We start from the raw sequence: 23,945 nt of genomic DNA, 5'->3' as shown, positions 1-23,945 counted from the left end.
CACATTGATTTATAAAGTGTACTTAAGTTGATACAAGTATACCTTTTTATTATTCTTTCAACAACACCTTTCGATACTAGATGCTATATTTTACGTGTCCTTTACAAAATCAAATTGATGCGCCCCTCTTCAAAAGTTCAGCGTCAATCGAAATAGTAGCCTTCAACAACGCTCTCTTTTTTTATGGAACCCAGTTCTTTCGGAATGATCACATAACCGTCCGATCCTGAAAGTAATGTGATCATTCCAGACTTACCCGGTGTTGGATGTGCCAGAATACCTGCTTCAGTTTCTTCAAGCGTCACCATTTGGTAGGTGTCTCGCCCTTGAGCAGCATAAATATCACCTGTGAGTTTAACAGTGATCTTATGATCTTTTCTAACTTCATAACCCCATGTCTTCATAATCTCTCCTGCGATGAGTTTAAAAACCACAATTGCTGAAACTGGATGTCCAGGTAATCCAATGATGGGCTTATTCGTATGCTTTGCCACTATAGTAGGCTTTCCCGGTTTAATCGCCATACCACTGATGAGAACGCCTTCTGATGCAATTTCACTGAGCAAGTCATAAGTATAATCCTTTTCGCCCACTGAACTCCCACCCGATATCGCCACCAAATCTGCTTTTTCAAGTGCGGATTCGATTTCATATTTAATGCGCGCATAATCATCTTTTAAGATTAGCGTTTCTAAAACTTCAAACCCCATATCTTCTGCGATTGCCGTTAAGGTATATCCATTTATCTCTCTGATTTTACCGTACGAAAGGGTTTCATCCAGTGTGATCAGTTCATCCCCTGTGGATATAAAACAAACTTTAGGCTTTTTCAATACCTCGACCTCTTGATGTCCCAAAGAAGCCAAAACGCCGATGTGCTGTGGCTTAAGCCGCGTACCTTTTTTAAGGACCACCTGTCCTGGCTTCATATCATCGCCAATTTCTATAATAAAGTCTCTGGAATCCGCCGCTTTATTGAATTGAACCCCTGTAGGCGTTAAGACTTCAGTCTCTTCTATCATCACCATGGTATCAGTGCCCTTGGGAATCACGCCACCAGTGGGCACATAGACACACTCACCTGCACTCAGTTCTATGTTTAAGGCCTCACCCATGTCCACTTTGCCCACCAGGGTACACTGGCAAGGTCTATCCATGAATTTAACTGCATAACCGTCCACTGTGGACTTTGGAAATTCAGGTATGAGCACATCGCTGATCAGAGCCTCCGCCAGAATGCGATGAGAAGCCTCTTTTAACTTAACGCGTTCTGTGCCCCCTATTTTATTATCAAATGTCCCGCGAATGACTGACAAGACATGTTCAATCGGATTTAATTCTATCTTCTTCATAAAAAACTCCCCCCATTATAAGCGCTTAGCACTTTATGATACATCTCTTCATGGTCTATATCCCAAAAGAAACTTGATCTTTCAACAAAATGTGGAATCACATGCACATCAGCTGCCCTGATGATGCTGCGACCGCCTTGATCGCCTCTAATCTGCTTTAACGCATCAAACCAAGCTGCGCCAAAGAGCACAGGTGTACCGCGTCCCTCTGTTCCAACGGGTGTTATAATTGTTTTTGGATTCACGCTCATTCTAAAGACCTCAATCATTTGATTGATGTTTTCTACATCGATCAGCGGTTGATCCCCCATGAAAAAAAAACAGCCTTCGGCATCATCCCGTATCTTGGATAAACCCTTTATCATAGAAGTGCTTTGACCTTCAAAATAAGCGTTGTTCTCATGACATTGAACAGGGTAAGCCTCCAGCACTTTAGAAAGGCGATTATAATCTCTACCGCCTATGACGATCACTTCAGAAAGTTCTGTTTGGAGTAACGTTTTGATGACTGTTTCAATTACAGTGGTCTCATCTATCGGCAATAAAATCTTGTTTTTTTGCATTCTTGTAGAAGCGCCAGCCGCTAAAACAACGCCAGAGATTGAAGGCTTTATCATCATGCCTCACCTTCCGATCGACTTAAGTAAGCAGCATAGGTCCAATGCTTTTCTAAGGAAACCACAAAAAAACCCTCAATGCTTGGGCTTATGTCAAACAACTTTTCAGTTATATTTTCAAAATCATGTGGCAGTGTCGCGCAATCCGCTTGATTCAAAAATGCGATGACATCACAGCCTTTAGGCACTGCTTTTAAAAAACCGGTCTCCCCGCTAAAGAGTGCCACTAGATCCTCAATTTGAAGCATCTCTCCTTGTTTTTTGCCCGTCAGTTTTAAAAAGTGATCTAGCCTATGGACAGATTCTTCAGAAATTGGCACGTTGAGTCCCTTAAGTCCCATGACGGCAATAGTCACATCAGAACACTGAGGCAAGACGGGTTCATGCGGCCCATAAGCTTTTAGAGGTCTACGTCTAGAACCATCTGCTTCTACCAATATTAGATCATACAAAGAGGCGGCCGCAATTTGGTCCACAAGTGTTTCAGACACCCCTTTTAATTTAATCACTGGGCTTTCATCAATATCAAAACCCTCTCCTACCTCATTTTGAAATAATCCCGTCACCGGCTTTGAGGTTGCTGATAGCTCCGCTACTGTCAGCGTCTCCAGTGTCGCTAACTTTTCTAAAAGCGCATGCGCTGGAAGTTCTCCCTGATAAATGAGGTGATCCAATTCACAAGTGGGTTTAAACATCATGGTCGTGGTGGTCACTAAAATTTTGAACTCCGATTTCAATGCATTCACAAGGTAATAGATCAAACTGGTTTTACCCCCTGCACCTACCACCGAGACGACGAGCGTTTTGTGTTGAACTTTAGCAGCATTCAGCTTCATCCGCACCAAGGCTTCTATCGTCATCCCTGAAATAAAATCATTGCCACTCCTTTTTTTTATAGTGCACATATTGGACTCCCTATCTGGATTTTAGACCGATTAATACAGCTTCTAATACACCACCAGCAATGTTCCGCCCTTTATCACTGATCGTAAAGCAATAATGTGTATTCCCCCTTGGATCAATATCTCCGATCTTAAGCCCTTCTGTGATTTTTACAGATTCATGGATCAAGCCTCTGAGCACACCATCGAGTTTTGCCTTGACGGGCTTGCCTGCTATGGTCATGATCACCTCGCCCGCACGCACAAGGTCGCCTATTTTTTTATCACATTTCATAAGACCCGCGCAAGGTGCACGTAAAACCCGTTCATGCGTGTAACCGCCAATATCCCCTGGAATATGCGTGTTTTCTTTTGCCCAGCCACTAAAGATCAATCTTCCCAGATCATGTCCTCTGCTGGTTTCAATCACCGTATGCGCATGAACACCCGCTTCGATATTAGGCCCTAAACCGATGACTACTTGAGCATACGCTTTGGTATAGTTGACCTCTTTTTTAGACACTGTCGCATCCACAAATACATCCGGTTTAAAAAAATCGATCATTTCAGATTCCAAAGTGGTCATTACAGGGATTTTGCCCTGGGCCAGCAGCGTTTTAATTTCATCAACCGACTTAATCCAAACCGCCTCAATCTCTTCCACGACATAAGGATTTTCATAAATTGCATTTGAAAAAGAAACCGTCCGCCTGACCATTTTAGGGGTTTCAAGTTCAGAAACCACAACTTCAAAGCCACTTCTATATAATTTTTGAATGACAGCTGATGCAAGATCTCCACCGCCTCTAACCAGTACCCTATGGGGCATTCTATGCGCCTCCTTTTTCAATCTGTTTCATAAAAGGCCCTTGCTTTCCGAATTGAATAGCTTGAATTTCTGCCATTATAGACAGCGCAATTTCAGAAGGGGTTTCCCCACCGATATCAAGGCCAATAGGCGCATGAACAGCACTGAGCTTTTCTTCGGACACGCCTTCTGCTCTAAGCGTTTGAAAGCAATAATTGACTTTAGATTTACTGCCGATCATGCCGATATAACCTGCATTGTGATTCAAAACGCCTCTTAAGACCTCTAGATCATGTGTGTGACCGTGCGTCACAATGACCACACTGGTGCTTGGCACGATTTCAAGATCAGCCAATAGGGTCTGCATTTCACCTGAGAGAATGACATCAGCAGATTCAAACCGGGCCACATTGGCATATTCGTCTCGTTCGTCAACGATCGTCACATGATACTCTAACAGCTTGGCCATTTTAGAAAGCACCATGCCAATATGACCTGCCCCAAAGATGATCAATGATTTTCCCACTGAAAAGACCTTTATGAAAACCGTCACAGCGCCACCACATGCCATTCCAAGTGCGTTTTCAGTCTCTTTGAGTGTGAGTTCATATGAAAAGGCAGAAGAAGTTTGATTTTTTAGACAAGCCATTGCATCCTGCTTTGCGCTTTCCTCCACACCCCCGCCCCCTATGGTGCCTGCAAGGAGTGTCCCTTTGTGATCCACAAGCATCATACTCCCTTTATCACGTGGGCCACTTCCAACTTTATGGGTCACCGTCACAAGTGCAACAGCTTCTCTATGGTCTATGGCATTTAATAATCTTTTTATGACTGCTGATTCCATATAGGCCTCCTCATATTGAAAATTACAAGTTTATCCGTCAAGACTGGCCTATCCAAGCGGATAGACCAGTCTATTTTAAATTCAGTTCTACTATTATCATAACCTCATAAGACGCCCTCTTCAATCAATTCTTTGATTTTTTCATCATCAAAATTCAAATAGGTCTTCAAAATAACAGCGCTGTGCTCTCCTAGCAAAGGTGCTGCCGTCTGGATACAGCCTGGTGTCTCACTGAGTTTTATAGCCACGCCGGGCATTTTAAGTTTACCTGCAACAGGATGTTCTACCTCAACGATCATTTCTCTTGCGATGATTTGTTCATCTTCAAGCACTTGATCCACATAATTGATGGGTCCATTTGGAACACCCGCTTTGTCCAAGAGCAATTGCCATTCATGTGTGGTTTTCTCCATCATCTTACTTGCGATAATAGGTCTTAATAACTCATAATGCTTATTTCTCTGTGGATTTGTGGCAAATGCTTCTTGAAGGGCAATCTCATTGAGATTACAGACTTCACAGAATTTAAGCCAAAGTGAATCATTGCCCACTGCAACGACTAGTTTAGAGTCTTGAGTGTCAAAGGGTTCAAAGGGTACGATGGAAGTATGACGGTTTCCAGCGGGTTTTGGCACTTCATTCGTGACCACATATCTTGCGATGGCATTTTCAAGCATGGCCACTTGACAATCCAACATAGCCACATCTACTTTTTGTCCAATGCCCTTTTCATTTCGGCAGTTAAGTGCCGATAGCACACCGATTGCTGTAAACAATCCTGCAGCGATATCGCCAATAGAAGGGCCTACTCTTGTGGGCTCACCATCCTTGGCACCTGTGATACTCATGATGCCTCCCATCGCTTGGACGACACCATCGTACGCAGGTCTTTGACTGTATGGCCCCGTGTGCCCAAATCCTGAAGATGCCGCATAGATAATTTTGGGATTAACCGTTTTGAGCACCTCATAACCGAGGCCTAACTTCTCCATCGTCCCTGGTCTAAAGTTTTCTATGATCACATCCACTTCTTTTACCAGTGCTTTAAGAATCTCCTTGCCTTCTGGCTTTTTAAGATCGAGCGTAATACTTTTCTTATTGCGATTCAAACTCATAAAATAGGCACTTTCGCCATTTTGGTAGGGGCCAAAATGTCTTGAATCGTCTCCCTTTATTGGTGCTTCCACCTTGATGATTTCAGCGCCTAAATCGCCTAGGATCATCGTGCAATAAGGCCCAGCTAAAACACGTGTCAAATCTAATATTTTTAATCCTTGAAGTGGTCCCATATACTTTCCTCCAATAATGTGAATCATTGTCCGTCGAAACTTCGTTTCGCCTGACCCGTTCTCGTCTAACCGCTTAGAGCAGGTTGAACATTCCTGCCTCTAAGCTGGACGAGAACTAATGTGAATCATTGTCCGCCAAAACTTCGTTTTGCCTGACCCGTTCTCGTCTAACCGCTTAGAGCAGGTTGAACATTCCTGCCTCTAAGCTGGACGAGAACTAATGATTTAAAGCTCACCCGTGTTATGCACTGGGTGCACTAGGTGAGCCTTTGATTTAGTTTATGCCATACTATGATACGCCCATAAGGCCGCTATTTTATTCTTGTTCGTCAAATGCAACGATTCTACAGAATGCTGATTCACCGCCTTGGAATTTCCAAGGGAAACAACCGATGATGCATCTCTTATTTAAAACTTCATCGATTTGTCCGCCCAAGTTTTCCGCATGAATGATTTCATCTGGTTTAGGGAAAACGTGAATGTGCATTGCCTGATAAGTTTGAGGCCATTCATAAATTTCGTTGAGCTCTTTGCCATATTTTGCTTTCATATAGGCATCACAAGCTTTAGCTTCACCCGGTTCCCAATCTCTGATTTTAGTATTCATCGGATGATCTGCCGAACCACAGTCCACACCAATCCATTTGATCTCCATTTTCTTAACCCAATCTGGGAAATCCATAGAAGGCCCTGGATGTCTCAACATATACCTTCTCTCATCTGCTGTGGGTTGATCCCAACCGTATTTATGATAGCCTGTGTTGATGATCAAAACATCACCCTTTTTAACTTCAACACGGTCCATGATATCTTGAGGGGTATAGATGCTAAAATCCTCTGAAATATCTGATAAATCCACGATGACACCAGGACCACATAGCTTTTCCAGTTCAAGAGAGGCAATATCTCTACCAGATGTATCAAAGTGTAAAGGACCATCTAAATGTGTGCCCACATGGTTAGATGTTGTGATCAGTTGCCCATTTGCCCCATTTGGCGACAATCTTTTAAAGAATTTGACCTGTAGTGGCTCATAAGTTGGCCAAGGGGGTGTTAAGTGACTCGTATTTTGTGTTAAATCATACATTTTTACTTTATTCCAGAAATCCATAGTAATCCTCCTTAAGATTTGGGACGCTACACCTTACAGATGCCTTATACCCTTTTTTAGATTTGACTATTCAAGTAACCCTTCTTTTGCCATTTGCGTTACAAAAGCTTCAAGTGCATCTTCAAAGCACTTCATTGGGGGTCTCACAAGACCAGCACCCACTTGTCCTACACCTGCATCTTTATGCGCAATACCCGTGTTGATAATCGGTAAAATCTGTGTTTCAATGACCTTTTGAAGTTCAATACCCGTTGGTGTGCCTCTAAAATTCATCGTCGGCATCTTATAAGCATCATTTTCTTGTTCAGTGATTTCATACATACTTGTGGTGAAGTTAATCGCATCTTGAGGCGTACCCCCTACGAATTGAACGATGGCAGGTGCAGTCGCCATGGCGAAGCCACCAATACCACTTGTTTCAGTGATAACCGAGTCCCCTATATCTGGATTGGCATCTTCTTTGGTATACCCTGGGAAGAACAAGCCATCTATGATTTCAGCAGGTGCACTGAACCACTGATCTCCTAGACCAGAAACGCGAATGCCGAATTCAGTGCCATTTCTAGCCATGGTGTAAATAAGCGTTGAATGCGGGATATTGCCTACTGGGTCCATGGTTGATTTTGCAGCTGGCATGGTTAAATTTAAAAAGAAGTGATCGTTAGAATGCATAAACTTAAGGACTTCAGATTTTGCTTCATTGCTAAAATCCGTTAAGACCACATAAGGTGCAATCTCTCTGATAAACAGCGAGGTGCCCGCTTTATTTCTATTGTGACCTTCATCACCCATTTGAACCACTTGAGCGATCATGGACTTAAGATCAATAGGACCTCTTAACTTAACAGCCGCCTTAAGCACAGGTGCAAGTGTATTTTCCATCCACTTAAGTCTGGTGATGACCTCTTCACTGAAAGCGCCATACCGAAGTACTTTTCCAAGCCCTTCATTTAGCGTACAGTACGCATAATTGTCAAACGCTTTATTTTGAATAATCCAAACAGGCATTGACGCCGTCACAACACCAGCCATTGGTCCTACAGTTTGGTGGTGATGGCATGAATCAAATTTGATCTCACCTGATGCTGCAAGTTTAGTAGCTTCTTCTTCATTACTTGCTAGGCCTTCATAAATAAGACCTCCAATGACAGCCCCTTTTAAGGGTCCACTCATATTTTCCCATTTGATTGGGGGTCCTGCGTGCAGGATTGTTTTCTTATCCATATTTGGAATATCTTTTAGCGCAACCCCTATTCCCATTAGTGTTGGTCTTGCTTTTTGAAGATTTTCCATCGCTTGTTGATTGGCTTTTCGGATCAATTCTTGCACTTTATCATCTCCTTTACTTATTCGATTTTAAACGATTGAGCAGGTCTATCATCTTAGGATTTCCACCTGCACGAGGTCGCCAGTTCATATGAATCACAGCTACATCTTGTTCTTTTAAATCTTTATAAAAAGATTCAAGTCCCATGTTGATGACTTTTAAATCTTTTTGGAAAAGTTGATTGATCTTATGCATGTTTCATACCTCCTAACGCGGTTAAAAGTTTGTGAACAAATCTCACGGCTTGAGCATTTGAAGGGAGTACCAAGATGCCTTCCTGCTCAAGTGTTGCTTTAGAAACACTTAGGATTTGAGGATCACCTTCTGTGCCTGTTATAGAAGCCACCACAACAAACTTTTCATCATAAGATGCTCTAAGTGCATTAACAGACTGTGCCGCCTCTAGTGCCGGATTTTCATGTGAGCCATAACCGATGACCACATCCATTAAAACCACAGCCACCGTTTCATCTATATCGGTTTTAAAGCGATCTGTACGTGTGGAAGGATCAATCATCGGATGAGGTCTTCCCACTGTAAATTGATCTTCTCCTAAATCCAAACACACATGTCCTTTGAGATTATTCAAATTTTGGAGCTCATATTCTGGTGAAAGCGGGATATTGGAGTAGATTCCCCCAAAAGTATTGCCCAGTAATTTCATGGCTTCATCAGCCAAGGTTCCGCCTGTATAAAGCGCTCTTAAATTGGTTTGCGTTGGTTTTATCCCCTCTAAACTTTTTTGTACGAGTTCATCTATTACAGATTCATCCTCTGTAAAACCTATAAAATCAACGGGTTCCATGCCATTTGCAAGTGCAACCGCTTTTCGGGCTGTATCTTCAAGTGTTAAACACGCATAGGCACCAGCGTTTTTAATGGTTTCTTGGTTGCCTCCTATAAAGTCCACAACAACAGGCTTTGAAGTCAATTTGACCTTCTGAAGGATTTTTTCTGCCACTTCTGGTGCTGGTGGTTTAGAAATAAGAACGATGACTTTGGTCTCTGGATCTTCAATCAAAGCATCGATGCTTTGAAGCATCATAAGACCTCCAATTTCTGATTTTAAATCTCGTCCCCCTGTCCCAATCACTTGCGAACAGCCCGATCCCAATTGATCGATAAGTGCGGTCACTTCTTGCGTCCCCGTACCGGATGCGCCGACCACACCGATAGGGCCTTTTTTGACCACATTTGCAAAAGCAAGGGGTATCCCATTGATGATGGCAGTGCCACAATCCGGTCCCATCATGAGTAGTTCCTTAGATACCGCTTTTTGCTTCATCCTAAGTTCTGCTTCTATGGAGACATTATCTGAGAAGAGCATGACATTGAGATCATGGTCCAGTGCATTTAAAACCTCTTCTTCAGCATATTGACCTGCGATTGAAACAATCACGAGATTGGCCTCTTTAAAATGCTCGACAGCAGAATTCAGTGTTGCTGGCCTATAATCGCTCCCTGCCGCCGTCTTCTTAGCCGTGAGCAGACGCTCCACGGATTCAATCACTTCTTTCATGCTTTCATCTGAATCCACTTCTGCGGCAATATAAAAATCATTTGGCGAAATAGCATCCAGCAATGTATGCTTTAGACCAATGTTGACCGTCAGTTCCTTGTTGAGGTCAGTACCCATACCCACAATCGCGTCCCCTACCCCTTCGATGTTTTTTATCTCTTTTGAAATGAGCATCAAAGTTACGGAGTCATAGTAAGCGTTTTTGCGAATCTCATATTGTATCATTATTCTTCACACTCCTTTACTGGTATAGGTTCAATCGGTTTTAAACGATTTAGCCTTATTGAATTCATGCAATAGACACCGAATAAGAAGTCACTTCCAGAGGATGCCCCATGCTTTAATACGGTCTCAATCCGCAGATGCATTGGGACCTGATCTTTAAAGAAAATACTTCTAATGAGATTGCGATACCCTTCGGAGACCATACCTCTAGAAGCAAATTTAAGCATTTGCTCACTGACACTGGTAGTTTTGCCCACACATATTTCATAAACATCTTTTGAAAATACAAGGACTTGATCCTCTCTAAGAGATGCCTCTTTCATGGATTCTTCATAGACTAGACTGACTAATATTCCCGCCAACAGATCATCGGATGAAGGCGTGAGTCCTGGCCCAAATCCAACAAAGTTAGGCATGAGGGTCAACGCCTCGTCATAATGCCTATCGTTGAGTGCCTTAAGCAGTTGGTAAAGCCTGATTTGTATGAAATCACAGTACTCATTGAGCGCTGGTGAATCCTTGTTCAAAAGTTGAACGCCCTCGTTGAAGGTTAAATAATGTATCAAGGGTGATAAGCCAATCGTCAAATCCTCTTCTACGAGTTTTTGCTTAATGTCTTCAACGCACCGTTTTTGTGCCTCAATAGAATGTCTTTCGCCTTGAATTGAAATTTCAGGATGCCAGACTTTTGATTTTTCAATCGACAGCCATTTGTTATTATTTTTAAAGAGAATGCCCTTGCTTGAAAGCTCCACAGGGTCGTCTTGATAAAAGCCTTTCATTTCACGAGGTTGAGCAGAGATCAGCGCACTCATGGGTTCTATATCTTTTCCAGCAGTGAGAATGGAGATCAATTCGCCGTTTGCCGTCTGAATGTTGAGGGCATCTTTGAAAACAGAATGTATCTTGCCCTCTGATTTTCTGCAACTCTCAAGATAGGCTTTGAGGTCCCTTGATAGCAATTGTGCTTCCATAAATCATCATCCTTTTATTCCGAACTCTGGGCTCAGAACATCTAGTATTTTCAGTGCGATATGGATATTGAGGGTGACGTTGGGATCATTAAAATCAATATTGCCAATCTCTTTAATCCGCTGCATTCTATAGATTACAGTGTTATAATGCGTATACATTTCCTCAGATACTTTTTTGAGGTTACAACCACAGGCAAAATACATTTTTAAAGTCTGAAGGAGATCGGCATCTTTCTCTTTGTCGTACGCCACTATAGGCCCTAATGTCTCCATGAAAAACTGATACAATTCGGGTTGAATCGCTTCATTGGATAGGATTCTATAAATCCCCAAATCATCAAAATGCATTATTTTTTCATATAAATCTAAGGCAGGCTTTTGTACAGCGTGTTCACTTAAGTTGAGTTTTTGAATGGCCCTATGTGCTTCACGATAACTGTTGTGAAGCTCTTTATAATTGCCATACGTTCTGCCAATGCCTATTGAAATTTTATGATGAATGTTTTCAAGCTTTGAAAAATCCAATAAATCCTGTGAAAATCGAATCAGCTCTTGCTTCATTTGCGATTCATCGCGTAAATAGTCAAATCCCAATAGGAAGATGATCCGATCGCTTTTATTGCCATAGATGAGTTCACCCTTGTAGTGACGGTGTAATCTTTCCACAACACTGATCAATTTAGAATTCAGTTGCTTTAAAATTTTAGAATTATTAGGGGTATATTTCACATCTGTTGCGGTCTCATTAATCGTGACCAAAACGACCCCATAAATGTTGTTTTTATTAAAATCAAAGTAAGTTGCCTTCTCGATGGCTCTTAGATGATGCCCCTCTTGATCCGATAAAAGTTCTTCTATAAATTCAATCTTGTGCTTATTTTCATTTTCATATACAGATAGCTTTTTAGCAGAGTTCAGTGCAATAAGTGAAACTGCCGCCTCTATCATAAACAAGGTTGTATCTGCAATATTTTTATTGATATTCCAGATGATGACGTGCCCATAGAGCACATCAGCTGAAAAGATGGGAATCATCAATCTATCCACAATTTCATCTTCGAAATGATCTTCAAAGTGCTCAATCCCAAAATCACGAATGACTTTATTGTGCTTGGTAATTCGATTCAAAACGAGTTCTTCCACTAAGGGTTCAATTATTTTCTTTTGATCTGCGTTGGTGACAATAACATAGTCCTTAAAAATATCTTCTGTTATAGCAATCGGTGCATCTACAACCTCATGAATCATTTTTGCAATTTCAAAGAGGTCTCCACCTCTTAACATAATCTCTTTTAATCGGTTGTTAAAATCATCAATTTGTATCAGTAAATTCGTTTGTTTATTCACAACACTGGTCAAAATGGTCGTTATAATATCACCAAAGGAAATCCCCTGTGGTATGTTGATAATGGGGAATGCCAACTTATTAGCTGTATCAATAACACTACTTGGCAATTCATCTACGTACCTTTTTGTTTTTATACCAATCCCTGCAACACCAATCTCTTTCATAATCGGGATGAGTTCATTTAATTTCATAATATCATCTTTAATCGAGTACGCCGTGGTCAATAAAAATTCGCCTGGCTTAACCCAGTTGATAATATCTGGCACTTCCATTACATTTACCTTTGTAATGTAGTGTTCCAGCCCCATTTTACCGCCTATGATTTCCGCATCTTTAAACAAATCCAGCTGTAAAATTTCACTTATTTTAACGCCAATATTATTTTGCATGACAGATCACCTCTAATACCATTATACTCAATATTCAGATTATTTGATCTGTATTTTTTTAGTGTTTAACAATAATAAATATGTGATTTTATTCGAAATGTTTGTTTCCATTTAACAAATTCTTTTGAAAAGTAAACCGGTAAAAGAAGAGCGCCTCTACCGGCTTAGTGATTAACGAGATTTAAAATATCAAAGTTTTGCTTAAAAACTATTCAATTTATTCTGGTAAAATAACATTTAAAACAATACCAGCGATTGCTGCAAGTGCCATACCTTCTATATTGACTGTGAATGCCCCCATTTGAATAGGCAAAACGGCTCCGCCTAAACCTAAAACCACAATAACAGCTGCAATGATCAAGTTTCTAGCTTTCGTGAAATCCACTTGATGCTCAACAAGTGTTCTTGCTCCAATAGAGGCGATCATACCGAATAAGATAATGGAAATCCCCCCTATAATCGCGCCTGGAATGGTTGAAATCAAAGCACCCAGTTTTGGGATAAGCCCTAAACAAATTGCCATAACCGCTGCTATTCTCATAATTTTAGGATCCCACGCTCTTGTGAGCGCTAAGACGCCAGTATTTTCAGAATAAGTGGTATTTGCAGGGCCACCAAACATGGCTGAAACCGCAGTTGCAATACCATCTCCCATTAAGGTTCTGGTGAGTCCAGGGTCTTTCATAAAATCTTTTTCCACAGTTGCGCCTATTGCTAAAATATCACCCACATGCTCTACCATGGTTGCAAGTGCAATAGGTGCCACAGTCAAAACCGCATCCAAATTGAATTTTGCCAATTTAAATGCTGGAACACCGAGCATGGCTGCATCTTTTACCGAAGAGAAGTCAACTCTACCCAAAATGACTGCGATGAGATAAGTGCCAATGAGACCAATAATAACCGGAATTACTTTTAAGAAGCCCTTTGCATAAACGCTGACTCCTGTTACAATACAAAATGCAATAAAGGCCAGTAACCAATCCGTTTGTGCCATGCTAATGGCAGTTGGCGCAAGTTTAAGACCAATAACCATAATAATCGGTCCAGTGACCACCGGCGGGAAAAATTTGATGACTTTGTCCGAACCAAACACGTGCATGAGTCCTGCTAAGATCAGATAGACAAAGCCTGCTACTACAATGCCACCCCTTGCATACTCGAGTCCATAGGTTCCTGCAACTGCAAGCATCGGTGCGATAAATGCAAATGAAGATCCTAAGAATGCAGGGACTTTGCCCTTTGTGATAAAGTGGAAAATAAGCGTGCCAACCCCTGCTAGTAACAGTGAAACAGAAATATCAAGTCCCGTGATAATGGGTACTAATACAGTTGCACCAAACATCGTAAAGGTATGCTGCAAACCTAATGTCAGCATCTTAGGCATCCCCAACTCAGTAACATCTGTAATCGCATGAACATTTTTTTGCGATTCCATATAACCCCTCCTATTTGTTTTTAGATGCGGCTTCTCGTTAATCTATTTTGCTTGCATTGCCGCGAGCACCTTTTCAGCTGTCATAGGCATTGTATTGAGTCGAATACCAGTCGCATCATAAATGGCATTCGCAATTGCTGGAGCAGATGGCACCATTGCAGGTTCTGCAACCCCCCTTGCGCCAAATGGTCCAGTTTCCTCTGGATTTTCAACAAACTTAATGATCATTTCTGGCATATCGTCTGCCGTCGGTATCTTGTAATCTACAAAGGATGGATTGAGCACCTTGCCCTCTTTGAGCATGAGCTCCTCAAATAAAGCAGTCCCTAGCCCCTGTACGATTGCACCTTCTATTTGACCTTCCAGTAGTTGAGGATTGACAACCCGTCCTACATCGAAGCAAGAAGCAACTTTAAGTACTTTTGTTTGACCCGTTTCCAAATCGACTTCCACTTCTACCCCTTGAACCCCATAGGTCCAAAATACAACAGGATGATCGCCAAGGCCGGTTTTCTTATCTGCATTTCTGATGTTCGGCGGAATAAAGGAACCTCTGCCGATAATTGGCCCGTGAATCGCCGAACCGTCCTCAAAATTCAGACCAAGTGCAAGTTCCGAAATAGACACTTTTTTATCTGGATAAATCTTAGAGACCACATAACCATCTCGAAGCTCTAAATCCCTTTTAAAAATCCCCAGTTTTATTTGGGATAAATCCAACAATTGATCCATAGCGTCATGACAAGCTTCATAGACAGCACGCCCCGCTGAATAGGTAATTCTAGAAGCAACGGTTTGCCATTCATATGGAGTATGATCCGTGTCACCCGTTTTAATCGTGATTTTTTCTGGCGAAATAGACAACACTTCTGCGGCAATTTGCGTCATGACCGTATCCGACCCCTGTCCAATATCTTGAGCACTTACAAGTAAGTGGGCTGTACCATCTTCATTGAGTTTGATGATTGCCGAAGACGCGGCGTTGTTCGGCATAGAGGGTGCCTTCCAACCACATGCGATCCCCTTGCCACGCACTTTGGTTGGTGAAGAGGGTTCGCTCCTTTCATAAAACTTAATATCTTCAACCACTTGGTCTAGACACTCCATAAGACCTGATACCGTCACCACCTCACCAGTCCCTGTTGTGCCACCTGGTTTCATGCCATTAATTTTCCTGATCTCAACAGGCGTAATGCCTAATTTTTCTGCAATAATATCTAGATTTTGTTCTATGCCAAAGTGAATCTCACTCATGCCAAAACCGCGATAAGGACCACCCACAGGATGATTCGTATAGACACAGTAAGAATCCGTCCAAACATTGTCGATATCATAAGGGCCTGCTGATGCATAACCCGCTGCTTTTGCGATGTTTACGCCATACTCGGTATAAGCACCCCCATCCCAAATAAACTCATTTTGAACTGCGAGTATTTTCCCTTCTTTATTGACAGCCGTTTTGATGGCGGCATGCAAGCCTTGTCTCACATAGGCATTTTCAAATTCATCTTGTCTCGAATAAGTGAGTTTCACCGGTCTGCCCTTAGCATGCATCGCAAATGGGATGATAATGCCCTCAAGTGTGGTTCCCGCCTTGGAGCCAAAGCCACCGCCCACTGCGGGTGAAAGCACTCTCAATTTGTTAAGTGGAATGTCAAATGCCGCAGATAAAGCCTGTCTTACTGCATATGGTGATTGACAACTTGCCCACACCGTCAAATAACCATCCGCATCCATCTGCGCAATTGCGGTGTGCGTTTCAATAGGCACATGTTGAACATGGGGGACATAGAAATTATTTTCAACAACAAATTCAGCCTCTTTGAAGATTTCTGGCGCATCGCCTTTTCGCAGTTTATAATGATTCGAGATATTCGTTCCTGGCTTCGGAAAAAATACTGGCGCCCAATGATAGTCTCCCAAGTCTGGATGTACAAGTGGCGCCTCTGGCTTCATGCCCTCTTTCGCGTTGGTCACAGCTGGTAAAACCTCGTATTCAACTTCGATCAAATCCACCGCATTTTGAGCGATTTCTTCGGTTTCTGCACATACTGCGGCTACACCTTCGCCACGATAACGTGCCTTCCCCACTGCTAAAAAGTTTTTATCTTCTAGGTAAAGTCCTCCCCTTCTTTCGAACTGGTCCCCAGTGATGATCTCTTTTACGCCTTTTAATGCCCTCGCCTTTTCGACATTGATGCTAATGATGTTAGCATGGGCATGCGGACTCCTTTTCACTGCTGCATAGAGCATTCTAGACAGCTTAATATCATCTACATATTTTAACGTTCCCGTTACTTTTTTAACGCCATCAACCCTTTTGACACTCTTACCGACGAACTTCAAATGCAACACCCCCTATGCTTTATTTTGATCTGCGACACTTTGAATCGCTTCGATAATTTTTTTATAGCCTGTACACCGGCAAAGGTTTCCACTGATGCCCGCCTTGATTTCTGTTTCTGTTGGATGTGGATTTTCATTTAAAAGCGCTTTTGCGGTCATGATCATGCCTGGTGTACAATAACCGCATTGGAGCGCTGCATTTTCAATAAAAGCACTTTGAAGTGGATCGAGTTCATTCTGGTCACCCGAAAGACCTTCTATCGTTAAGAGGTCACACCCCTCTGCTTCAACTGCAAGGACAAGACAAGCATTGACCGCTCTACCGTCCATAATCACTGTACAAGCGCCACATTCGCCGGCGCCACACCCCTCTTTTGCACCTGTGAGATCAAAATCTTCGCGAATCATTTTAAGCAGCGTTTTATTGACCTCCACCTCATGCTCTATACTTTCACCATTTAGTGTAAAATGAATTTCTGTCTTCATGTGTATCCCCCCTATAACCATTCTGATAATGCATGTTTTAAAATCAAATGCACAAGTTCTTGCCGATAGGCTTTTGAGGCTCTTATATCGCTAATAGGTGATACCTCATTCACGGCAACTTCACAGGCACTTTGGATAACGTCTTCTGTCAAATCATGTGCATCTAGATAAGCTTCGGTTTTATAAAGTCTTATCGGTGTAGGTGCCACGGCCCCCATACTCACTCTATAGCCATCCTTGCCTCTAAATACAGTGCCACAGACAGTGGATAGGTCAACTTCTTTACGTCTAGACATTTTTTCGAAGATGCCTTTAGCGTCTTTATTGGTATTAAAGGAAATACTGGTCACAATCTCGTTTTGTTTTAACACCGTTTTACGGACAAAGACAAAAAAGTCCTTAAGGGGTATTCGCTTGACGCCCGCCTCACCATAAATTTCAACTTCTGCATCCAATGCCAGTAGAGGTGTGGCTGTGTCCGCAAGTGGTGAAGCATTACAGATGTTGCCGATACAAGTTGCACGATTTCGAACTTGCTTTGAGCCAACCGACAATGCCGCCTGTGCTAAAAAGGGCACTCTTTCTCTAATAACAGGATGTGAACCCACATCATTTAATAAAACACAGGCCCCAATGGTGATTTCCGAATCCGTCACTTTGATTTTCCTGAGCATTTCTATATGTTTTATATCAATCACAGCTTTAGGGCTGGAATGACCTTCTCTCATGCGCACGATTAAATCCGTGCCACCATTTAGTAAAGTGGCTTCCTCTCCATAAGTATTCAATAACGCTAAAGCTTCTTTCAAAGATGTTGGTCGAAAATATTCAAATGGCTTCATCATTCATCCCTCCACAAATTCCTTTAATTAACCCGTTATCTCATTATAATCTTTTTTAGGCCAAACACTCTTTATAACAATTGACTAAATTTTCAGACTATTTGACTCTTGCATTTAGTACCCATTAACAATTAAAATACGCATAAGCCCCTTTTAAATGGGTAAATATCATAGGTAAAGGGGGATTAGAATGCAAGCCAGTAATCACTTTAGATATAATGCTTATGATATGAAACAATTTCAGGATTTGTTAAACGCATCCCAAGTGCTCAAGCACTACGAACAAATTGGCATGCGTTATTTTCAGGATTTCCAAGAGTTCATGTTCATGATATTCCTACTCTCTTATAAAATCGTCCTTACTGAACCGATCTCTGAATTAAACTCAGTCGCAATCTCGTGAGAGCGCATGCTGTATTTAAGGGTCGTACAACCTGTGTTGAAGACGACCTCATTGCGCTTCAATTCGCTTTTTGGCAAAACATTGATGATATTTTAATCGTCAAAGATACCATCTTTACCATTTTAGATCAACCGCGAAAAGATGCTCAAAAATATCATGCCTTCTTAGATTCCATTATGGATGAACTCGATCAAAATATCGATAGTGGCAGAGATTTTCCAAGTTTCGATATACATCGCCTCTATACCCAATCCCTCACGGACGTGATGAAGTTGCTCGAGCAAATACAAACAGACTATCCACGATTTGATGCGCTAGAACCCATTATGACCTGCTACAAGCAGATCGAAAAAACTTATGAAAGACTTCTCACCGAGCAAAATGCTTTGCGTTAAAAAAAGATGCAATTATGTCAAATTTGATATATAATTTATAATCAAATAACAAGTTCCACGTATAACGCAAATCCAGTCACACTTGGGGGAAAAGGAGCGGCTCATGAAAATCGGTTTTCTTGGCTCAAAGGTCAGGATAGAAGATATCCGAAAAATATTCAACACACTTTTTACAAATATCACGCCTGTATTTATTATAGATAATTTTGTCTATTATCAAGAACATGTTGAACATGAAATTAAAGCATTAAAATCCACTATAGATGGGTTTATATTTTTAGGGGAACTGCAATACGAGCATTACAGTTATATTTTATCCCCAGAAGTGCCTTGCGCTTACTTAAAAAAGGATTGGTCTTCCCTTCAAATTGCATTTTTGAAAGCCTCTTTAAGAAACTTGGATTTTAGAAATGTCAGCATTGACAGTTATACCAGTTCTGAACTTCAACAACTCTTTATGGACCTTGACATTTCACCCTCCGAAAACAAGACGCATTTTATTACGCGCAGACGTTTTGATCAAGCCTATGTCTCAAAAGTATATGAAGAACACCTTTTGCTTTATAAAACAAATGTCGTAAAGGGCTGTGTCACGGCATTACACCCCGTTCACACGCTATTGGTAAATGCTGAAATTCCTTGCATTTATGTCAAACCCAGCACTGAAATCATCATCAAAACAGTAAACACAATCATCGAGCAAAGTAATATTCGTAAAAATACAATTGGACACACCGCTATTTTGATCATTAAAATAATCCCCAAAAAAGAATATTCCTATGTCCGCAAAGATGAATACTTGTACATGCATGAAAAAATAAAGGTGGCAGAAGAAATCTATTATTTTGCCAGAAATACCAAAGCAGCGGTTGTGAGTGAATCCAACGATAAGTTTATCATTTTAATGAATAAATCGGATCTATTCGAATATACGCAGGGATTCCAGTGCTTTTATCTTGTAAACTCCATCAATGTCAATACAAATTGTAATGTCAACATAGGTATTGGCTATGGATTTGACCCCAGCGAAGCCAAACATAACGCAAATATTGCCATAGACCGCCTTGACGACTCAAATCCAAATCTCGTCTATATTGTGCCCTATGAAAACTCAGTGATTGGCCCCTTAGAGTTTTTACATGCGGATTTCTCTTCTGAACAAAGAGTCGAAGAAAAATTGATTTTAGAGATTTCAGCCAAGACCGGCATCTCGCAAACATTGCTCTACGATTTGTATATCCTCATGGAGAAGCAAAAGAAAAACAGCTTTACGTCACCCGAAATTTCTAAGAATCTAGCCATTTCGCAGCGCAGTTCAAACCGACTCCTGTTAAAACTTGAGGAATCCAAATATGCAATCCATGCGGGCAAACAGTTAACAGGTAAATCAGGTCGTCCAAGTGATATATACGAAATCACTTTAACTAAAACGAATGTTTTGTAGTGCTTAAACCACAAATAAAAGGAGCAGTAAGCCGTGAGTTATTCAAAAATTATATCAGAAATTCTCATACTCATCATATACGTCATCATCGGCTTCTATGCCAAAAAAAGAAATTTTTTCACAGATGCAGGGATTCAAGACATCAGTAAAATTGTTGTCAATATCGCCATGCCACTCTTGGTGATCTCAGCCATCAATATCGAATATAAAGTGGCCTATGTTCATAATATGATTGCCATTGCCCTTTGTTCGTTTCTTTACTTATCAAGCGTTTCTTTGTTCAGTGCAAAACTTGCACCCTATATTACAAAAAAAACAGATCATGCCAAGTCCATTAGATATGCAATGACTTTTGGCAATACTGTTTTTCTGGGTTACCCGATGAGCTATGCGCTCTTTGGTGAACTTGGCATGCTCTATACTTCTGTCTATGTCGCTATGCAAAATATTTTTCAGTGGACCGTCGGCGTTCATATTTTTAAACAAGAAAAATTCGAACTCAAATCGCTCAAACGACTTCTGAATCCAGGTTTGATCGCCATTTGCCTCGGCATGGCGATGTTCTTTCTCGGCATTAAGACCCCTGCCTATTTACAGCGTGTCATTAAAGGCGTTGGCGCTATCTCCGTACCACTTGCGCTGATGGTCATTGGCGCGACACTTGCTGAATACGAATTAAAAGAAATTCTCAGAGATCGTGAAGCACAAGTCGTTTCGATCATAAAATCTGTTGTTTTTCCAACACTGTTTCTCACCGTGTTGCTTTTTATACCGATTGCTCCAATGCTTAAAGCTATTTTAATCATACAAACGGCAGCCCCTGTCCAAGCATCGGCTGCCTTGTTTGCAAAAAACTTTGGTGGCGAATCCGGTATCGTTGCAAAGTGCGTTGCCATTACAACACTCCTCTGCACCCTTACGATCCCACTTTTTTTGATGCTAATTCGGTGAAATTAAGGTACATACCTTTGAGATTAAACTTTATCCAACACATTAAACCAAAAATGATTTTACCTTTTCTGACTCAAGAATGGCATCTGTGATGAGTACAATGCGTTCGATTGCAGAATCCACAAGCGCATATTCCCTATTGGTGTGATTCCATTCACCCTTAACGCCCATACTGCAGAGGCAAGGTACTCCAGCAATTGTGATAAAAGCTGCATCTGATGAGCCCCCAATATGAATGGCTTCTGTTTCACCCAATCCATTTTTAACAGAAATAGCGTTTACAAACTCATACGCTCTTTGATTGAGCTTGTTCGAAAACGGTGGGAACCCTCCATCGATAAAAAGTTCACCTGTTGTGCCTTGTATTTTACTTGTCTGTGCAATTTGCTTGAGGTCTTCGATAAGCGTCTCTTTGATGTCCACATCATTATATCTGACATCAATTTCAATTTCAGCATAATCCGGCACTGCATTGGCCACGGTGCCACCTTTGATGGTGCCAACAGAAAAAGTCACATCCTTATACTTGTTATTCAAAGCTTGTATTTCCAGAATCTTATATGCCATTTCATGAATTGCGTTAATGCCATCGCTAAAGTTAGCGCCTGCATGAGCCGATTTGCCTTTTGTAGCAACTCTACAAGCGATTCTACCCTTTCTCGCTACAGTAATGCTGTTGCCAATCAGTCCAGTCTCCATGTTAAAAGCCAGCTTGCAGCCCTTGCTCTCCTCTAGCATCAACTGCCCCTGATTAGAATGTTCGTGACCGTGTTCCTCATCTCCACTGATTATAATTTTAATGGGTTTTGTATAATGCAACGCTTTAAGCAGTTTGAGAATATAAAAAATGAGATTAACGCCACCTTTCATATCGAGCACACCTGGACCAAATGCCTTTCCGTCTTCTACTCTAAAAGGATTTTCTTTTATAAATCCCTCTTTAAAAACGGTGTCCATATGACCTGTTAGTAAAATACATTCACTGAGGTCACCTTCTCCATATTCGCCGATCAGTAAAGGTCCTACTTTATCAAATTCGATCACTTTAGTCCTTACACCTAGAATTTCAAGCTCACTTCTTATAAAATCGCACACCAAACTGACCCCTTCACGATTGTGTGTAAAGCTTTCAATTTCAACGATTTCTTTCCAAGTTTTAAGTACGGATGCGCTATCAATTTTACAAGACTGCATTGCTTCTAAAATAACTGGATTCATGCTGCCACCTCTTTCTTCATATTTAAGATCATTATATTAACAATCAAATTGACATAATAGTGACTAAAATCTGTCTGTAATCTAAATACGTTTTTTAAAAAGCATTTGAATTTCAATCAAAAACAATTTTGGACATATTATAGCTCATTTTAAGTCTTTCGCTTATCTGTTAATATTTCGTTAACAATTATCGGCGTTTTGTTAATAACTAATGGGGTTTTGTTAACAATTGTCATCACGATAATAAAACTATGAAAAGGAGAAATATTATGGCTAATGCTACTCAAAAATCGAAAAGAAAATTTAAGATGCCTGATACGTATGTCTTATTGGTATTTTTTATTCTCTGTGCTGCTGTGTTAACGTATATTTTACCAGCAGGAACTTATGAAATGGTTCCAGACACAAAAACACTTGATCCGAATTCATTTCACTTCATCGACAGCACACCTGTAAATCCTTTTGCTGCTATTTTAGCAATTTCAACAGGTATGACAAATGCAGCATCTATCATCTTTACTGTTTTTTTAGTTTCGGGGGCATTTAAAATCATCAATGATACGGGTTCAATCGACTCTGCAATTGATGCACTTTCACAGCGTTTAAAAACTAAAGTTATTATACTCATTCCTATTATCATGATTGCAATGTCAATTCTCGGGTACCTTGGCATTATCGTCAATCAAACCATCGTCTTTATTCCTATTGGTTTACTCATTGCCAGAAAGCTTAAAATGGATCCAATTGTAGGTTTATCCATGATGTATCTGGCGACTTATGCGGGTTTCATCGGTTCTGGTATGGATCCATTTACAGTCGTTGTCGCTCAGAAGATTTCTGGATTACCGCTTTTATCTGGTATTGGCTACAGAACTTTCATCTTTGTCTGCTTACTTGCATCTGCAATTATTTATCTTATGATCTATGCTAAAAAAGTCATGGCTGATCCAACGAAGTCTATTCTGGGTACCCATTATGAATGGGCTGTTGAAGAGCATCACACCGCGGCTTTCAGTGCAAAACACAAACTTATTCTAGCCGCACTTTTCTTAACTTTTGCATTTTATATCTACGGTGCTCAAAACCTAAAATGGGGCATGGGTGAGCTTAATACAGTCACGATTTTACTTGCTATCTTTAGTGGTTTAGTCAGTGGCATGAAAACCGAACAAATGAGCAAATCATTTGTTGATGGCTGTAAGATGGCTGTTTTTTCAGCATTGCTCATTGGCTTTGCAACAGCTATTTCAGTGGTGCTTTCACAAGGTAACATTATCCACACGATTATCTATTACTGTTCAATGCCACTTAGCCATTTATCTGCATACTTCTCTGCACTTTTCATGTTCTTCTTTAACTGGGGCTTTAACTTCTTTGTGCCATCAGGTAGCGGACAAGCAGCAGTGGTTATGCCAATCCTAGCACCTCTTAGTGATGTTATTGGCCTCTCTAAGCAAGTTACCGTTTCCGCTTACAAATACGGCGATGGTATTACGAACTTAATCATCCCAACTTCAGGCACTTTAATGGGCTTCATCGGGCTCGCAAAAATACCTTATGAAAAATGGCTCAAATTCATCATGCCATTGATTGGTATTTGGACCGCAATTGCGGCTGCAGCTGTGCTCATTGGCGTTGCAACAGGATTCTAATCAAGATTGCAAACCACACACAATTAGATAAATTACCCAAAGAGATGACTGTGCAAACCCAAAAGCACAGTCATCTCTTTGTCAAA

22 protein-coding genes are annotated in these 23,945 nt (G+C 41.0%); 5 read left to right on the top strand and 17 right to left on the bottom strand.

Features of this window, described 5'->3' with window-relative positions:
* Positions 1 to 143 precede the first annotated feature (143 nt).
* From F3D3_RS08250 to F3D3_RS08175, 16 genes are all read right to left on the bottom strand, one after another.
* On the bottom strand, positions 144 to 1,352 hold the full coding sequence (locus F3D3_RS08250; protein WP_069872904.1) for a molybdopterin molybdotransferase MoeA: 1,209 nt from the start codon (positions 1,350 to 1,352) through the stop codon (positions 144 to 146).
* Positions 1,349 to 1,972 (bottom strand): NTP transferase domain-containing protein, encoded by a 624-nt coding sequence (locus F3D3_RS08245; RefSeq protein WP_069872902.1) that lies wholly within the window; start codon positions 1,970 to 1,972, stop codon positions 1,349 to 1,351. The genes F3D3_RS08250 and F3D3_RS08245 overlap by 4 nt, the downstream gene beginning before the upstream one ends.
* Positions 1,969 to 2,874: a selenium cofactor biosynthesis protein YqeC gene (yqeC, locus tag F3D3_RS08240; protein ID WP_069872900.1), complete on the bottom strand. Its 906-nt coding sequence runs from the start codon at positions 2,872 to 2,874 to the stop codon at positions 1,969 to 1,971. The genes F3D3_RS08245 and yqeC overlap by 4 nt, the downstream gene beginning before the upstream one ends.
* Before the next feature lie 10 nt (positions 2,875 to 2,884).
* Positions 2,885 to 3,679 carry a selenium-dependent molybdenum cofactor biosynthesis protein YqeB gene (gene yqeB / locus F3D3_RS08235; RefSeq protein WP_069872898.1) on the bottom strand — a complete coding sequence of 265 codons (795 nt, stop codon included), beginning with the start codon at positions 3,677 to 3,679 and terminating at the stop codon, positions 2,885 to 2,887.
* Position 3,680: 1 nt separating this feature from the next.
* Complete coding sequence (locus tag F3D3_RS08230; RefSeq protein WP_069872896.1) at positions 3,681 to 4,502, bottom strand: XdhC family protein; 822 nt, start codon at positions 4,500 to 4,502, stop codon at positions 3,681 to 3,683.
* Positions 4,503 to 4,606: 104 nt separating this feature from the next.
* A complete protein-coding gene (locus tag F3D3_RS08225) occupies positions 4,607 to 5,791 on the bottom strand; it encodes a CaiB/BaiF CoA-transferase family protein (RefSeq protein WP_069872894.1) in 1,185 nt (394 codons plus the stop codon).
* A 316-nt stretch (positions 5,792 to 6,107) separates the two neighbouring features.
* The gene (locus F3D3_RS08220; RefSeq protein ID WP_069872892.1) at positions 6,108 to 6,902 is read right to left on the bottom strand and encodes a cyclase family protein; all 795 of its coding nucleotides are present in this window, start codon (positions 6,900 to 6,902) and stop codon (positions 6,108 to 6,110) included.
* 66 nt (positions 6,903 to 6,968) lie between these two features.
* On the bottom strand, positions 6,969 to 8,231 hold the full coding sequence (locus F3D3_RS08215) for a DUF1116 domain-containing protein (protein WP_242877109.1): 1,263 nt from the start codon (positions 8,229 to 8,231) through the stop codon (positions 6,969 to 6,971).
* Between the two features lie 13 nt (positions 8,232 to 8,244).
* Entirely contained in the window at positions 8,245 to 8,424 is a 180-nt protein-coding gene (locus F3D3_RS08210) for a hypothetical protein (RefSeq protein WP_069872890.1), read from the bottom strand.
* Positions 8,417 to 9,973, bottom strand: coding sequence for an acyl-CoA synthetase FdrA (fdrA, locus tag F3D3_RS08205; RefSeq protein WP_139132050.1), 1,557 nt, complete (start codon positions 9,971 to 9,973; stop codon positions 8,417 to 8,419). Before fdrA ends, F3D3_RS08210 begins: the two co-directional genes overlap by 8 nt.
* The gene (locus F3D3_RS08200; RefSeq protein WP_069872886.1) at positions 9,973 to 10,947 is read right to left on the bottom strand and encodes a DUF2877 domain-containing protein; all 975 of its coding nucleotides are present in this window, start codon (positions 10,945 to 10,947) and stop codon (positions 9,973 to 9,975) included. Before F3D3_RS08200 ends, fdrA begins: the two co-directional genes overlap by 1 nt.
* 6 nt (positions 10,948 to 10,953) lie before the next feature.
* Positions 10,954 to 12,684, bottom strand: coding sequence for a PucR family transcriptional regulator (locus F3D3_RS08195; protein WP_069872884.1), 1,731 nt, complete (start codon positions 12,682 to 12,684; stop codon positions 10,954 to 10,956).
* A 217-nt stretch (positions 12,685 to 12,901) separates the two neighbouring features.
* Complete coding sequence (locus F3D3_RS08190) at positions 12,902 to 14,122, bottom strand: uracil-xanthine permease family protein (protein ID WP_069872882.1); 1,221 nt, start codon at positions 14,120 to 14,122, stop codon at positions 12,902 to 12,904.
* 42 nt (positions 14,123 to 14,164) lie between these two features.
* Complete coding sequence (locus tag F3D3_RS08185) at positions 14,165 to 16,468, bottom strand: xanthine dehydrogenase family protein molybdopterin-binding subunit (protein ID WP_084388904.1); 2,304 nt, start codon at positions 16,466 to 16,468, stop codon at positions 14,165 to 14,167.
* Positions 16,469 to 16,480: 12 nt separating this feature from the next.
* Positions 16,481 to 16,954: a (2Fe-2S)-binding protein gene (locus F3D3_RS08180; RefSeq protein WP_069872878.1), complete on the bottom strand. Its 474-nt coding sequence runs from the start codon at positions 16,952 to 16,954 to the stop codon at positions 16,481 to 16,483.
* Between the two features lie 11 nt (positions 16,955 to 16,965).
* Entirely contained in the window at positions 16,966 to 17,799 is an 834-nt protein-coding gene (locus tag F3D3_RS08175; RefSeq protein ID WP_069872876.1) for a xanthine dehydrogenase family protein subunit M, read from the bottom strand.
* 187 nt (positions 17,800 to 17,986) lie between these two features.
* On the opposite strand from F3D3_RS08175, the gene F3D3_RS08170 reads away from it, so the two are divergent.
* From F3D3_RS08170 to F3D3_RS08155, 4 genes are all read left to right on the top strand, one after another.
* On the top strand, positions 17,987 to 18,199 hold the full coding sequence (locus F3D3_RS08170; RefSeq protein WP_069872874.1) for a hypothetical protein: 213 nt from the start codon (positions 17,987 to 17,989) through the stop codon (positions 18,197 to 18,199).
* Positions 18,196 to 18,594 carry a hypothetical protein gene (locus F3D3_RS08165; protein ID WP_069872871.1) on the top strand — a complete coding sequence of 133 codons (399 nt, stop codon included), beginning with the start codon at positions 18,196 to 18,198 and terminating at the stop codon, positions 18,592 to 18,594. Before F3D3_RS08170 ends, F3D3_RS08165 begins: the two co-directional genes overlap by 4 nt.
* A 103-nt stretch (positions 18,595 to 18,697) precedes the next feature.
* Entirely contained in the window at positions 18,698 to 20,038 is a 1,341-nt protein-coding gene (locus F3D3_RS08160) for a hypothetical protein (protein WP_069872869.1), read from the top strand.
* Positions 20,039 to 20,071: 33 nt separating this feature from the next.
* A complete protein-coding gene (locus F3D3_RS08155; protein WP_069872867.1) occupies positions 20,072 to 20,989 on the top strand; it encodes an AEC family transporter in 918 nt (305 codons plus the stop codon).
* A gap of 42 nt (positions 20,990 to 21,031) precedes the next feature.
* Here the strand turns inward: F3D3_RS08155 and F3D3_RS08150 are convergent, their stop codons facing one another.
* Positions 21,032 to 22,207, bottom strand: a complete 1,176-nt coding sequence (locus F3D3_RS08150) for a M20 family metallopeptidase (RefSeq protein WP_069872865.1) — start codon at positions 22,205 to 22,207, stop codon at positions 21,032 to 21,034.
* A 269-nt stretch (positions 22,208 to 22,476) separates the two neighbouring features.
* Here F3D3_RS08150 and F3D3_RS08145 point away from each other — a divergent pair, with 269 nt between their 5' ends.
* Positions 22,477 to 23,859 carry a YfcC family protein gene (locus tag F3D3_RS08145; protein WP_069872863.1) on the top strand — a complete coding sequence of 461 codons (1,383 nt, stop codon included), beginning with the start codon at positions 22,477 to 22,479 and terminating at the stop codon, positions 23,857 to 23,859.
* Positions 23,860 to 23,945: the final 86 nt, after the last annotated feature.

It is taken from the genome of Fusibacter sp. 3D3 (genome assembly GCF_001748365.1).
GTDB lineage: Bacteria > Bacillota > Clostridia > Peptostreptococcales > Acidaminobacteraceae > Fusibacter_A.
Note: the sequence above shows the minus strand (reverse complement) of the source record. Positions and strands in the feature narration are given on the sequence as shown.

Excerpts from the sequence above, each read along its gene's own strand:
- F3D3_RS08210 (WP_069872890.1), bottom strand. The coding sequence starts at position 8,424 with ATGCATAAGATCAATCAACTTTTCCAAAAAGATTTAAAAGTCATCAAC.
- F3D3_RS08175 (WP_069872876.1), bottom strand. The coding sequence starts at position 17,799 with ATGATGAAGCCATTTGAATATTTTCGACCAACATCTTTGAAAGAAGCT.
- F3D3_RS08150 (WP_069872865.1), bottom strand. The coding sequence starts at position 22,207 with ATGAATCCAGTTATTTTAGAAGCAATGCAGTCTTGTAAAATTGATAGC.
- F3D3_RS08195 (WP_069872884.1), bottom strand. The coding sequence starts at position 12,684 with ATGCAAAATAATATTGGCGTTAAAATAAGTGAAATTTTACAGCTGGAT.
- yqeB (WP_069872898.1), bottom strand. The coding sequence starts at position 3,679 with ATGCCCCATAGGGTACTGGTTAGAGGCGGTGGAGATCTTGCATCAGCT.
- F3D3_RS08160 (WP_069872869.1), top strand. The coding sequence starts at position 18,698 with ATGAAAATCGGTTTTCTTGGCTCAAAGGTCAGGATAGAAGATATCCGA.
- fdrA (WP_139132050.1), bottom strand. The coding sequence starts at position 9,973 with ATGATACAATATGAGATTCGCAAAAACGCTTACTATGACTCCGTAACT.
- F3D3_RS08220 (WP_069872892.1), bottom strand. The coding sequence starts at position 6,902 with ATGGATTTCTGGAATAAAGTAAAAATGTATGATTTAACACAAAATACG.
- F3D3_RS08170 (WP_069872874.1), top strand. The coding sequence starts at position 17,987 with ATGCAAGCCAGTAATCACTTTAGATATAATGCTTATGATATGAAACAA.
- F3D3_RS08245 (WP_069872902.1), bottom strand. The coding sequence starts at position 1,972 with ATGATGATAAAGCCTTCAATCTCTGGCGTTGTTTTAGCGGCTGGCGCT.
- F3D3_RS08145 (WP_069872863.1), top strand. The coding sequence starts at position 22,477 with ATGGCTAATGCTACTCAAAAATCGAAAAGAAAATTTAAGATGCCTGAT.
- yqeC (WP_069872900.1), bottom strand. The coding sequence starts at position 2,874 with ATGTGCACTATAAAAAAAAGGAGTGGCAATGATTTTATTTCAGGGATG.
- F3D3_RS08180 (WP_069872878.1), bottom strand. The coding sequence starts at position 16,954 with ATGAAGACAGAAATTCATTTTACACTAAATGGTGAAAGTATAGAGCAT.
- F3D3_RS08230 (WP_069872896.1), bottom strand. The coding sequence starts at position 4,502 with ATGGAATCAGCAGTCATAAAAAGATTATTAAATGCCATAGACCATAGA.
- F3D3_RS08200 (WP_069872886.1), bottom strand. The coding sequence starts at position 10,947 with ATGGAAGCACAATTGCTATCAAGGGACCTCAAAGCCTATCTTGAGAGT.
- F3D3_RS08190 (WP_069872882.1), bottom strand. The coding sequence starts at position 14,122 with ATGGAATCGCAAAAAAATGTTCATGCGATTACAGATGTTACTGAGTTG.
- F3D3_RS08225 (WP_069872894.1), bottom strand. The coding sequence starts at position 5,791 with ATGGGACCACTTCAAGGATTAAAAATATTAGATTTGACACGTGTTTTA.
- F3D3_RS08250 (WP_069872904.1), bottom strand. The coding sequence starts at position 1,352 with ATGAAGAAGATAGAATTAAATCCGATTGAACATGTCTTGTCAGTCATT.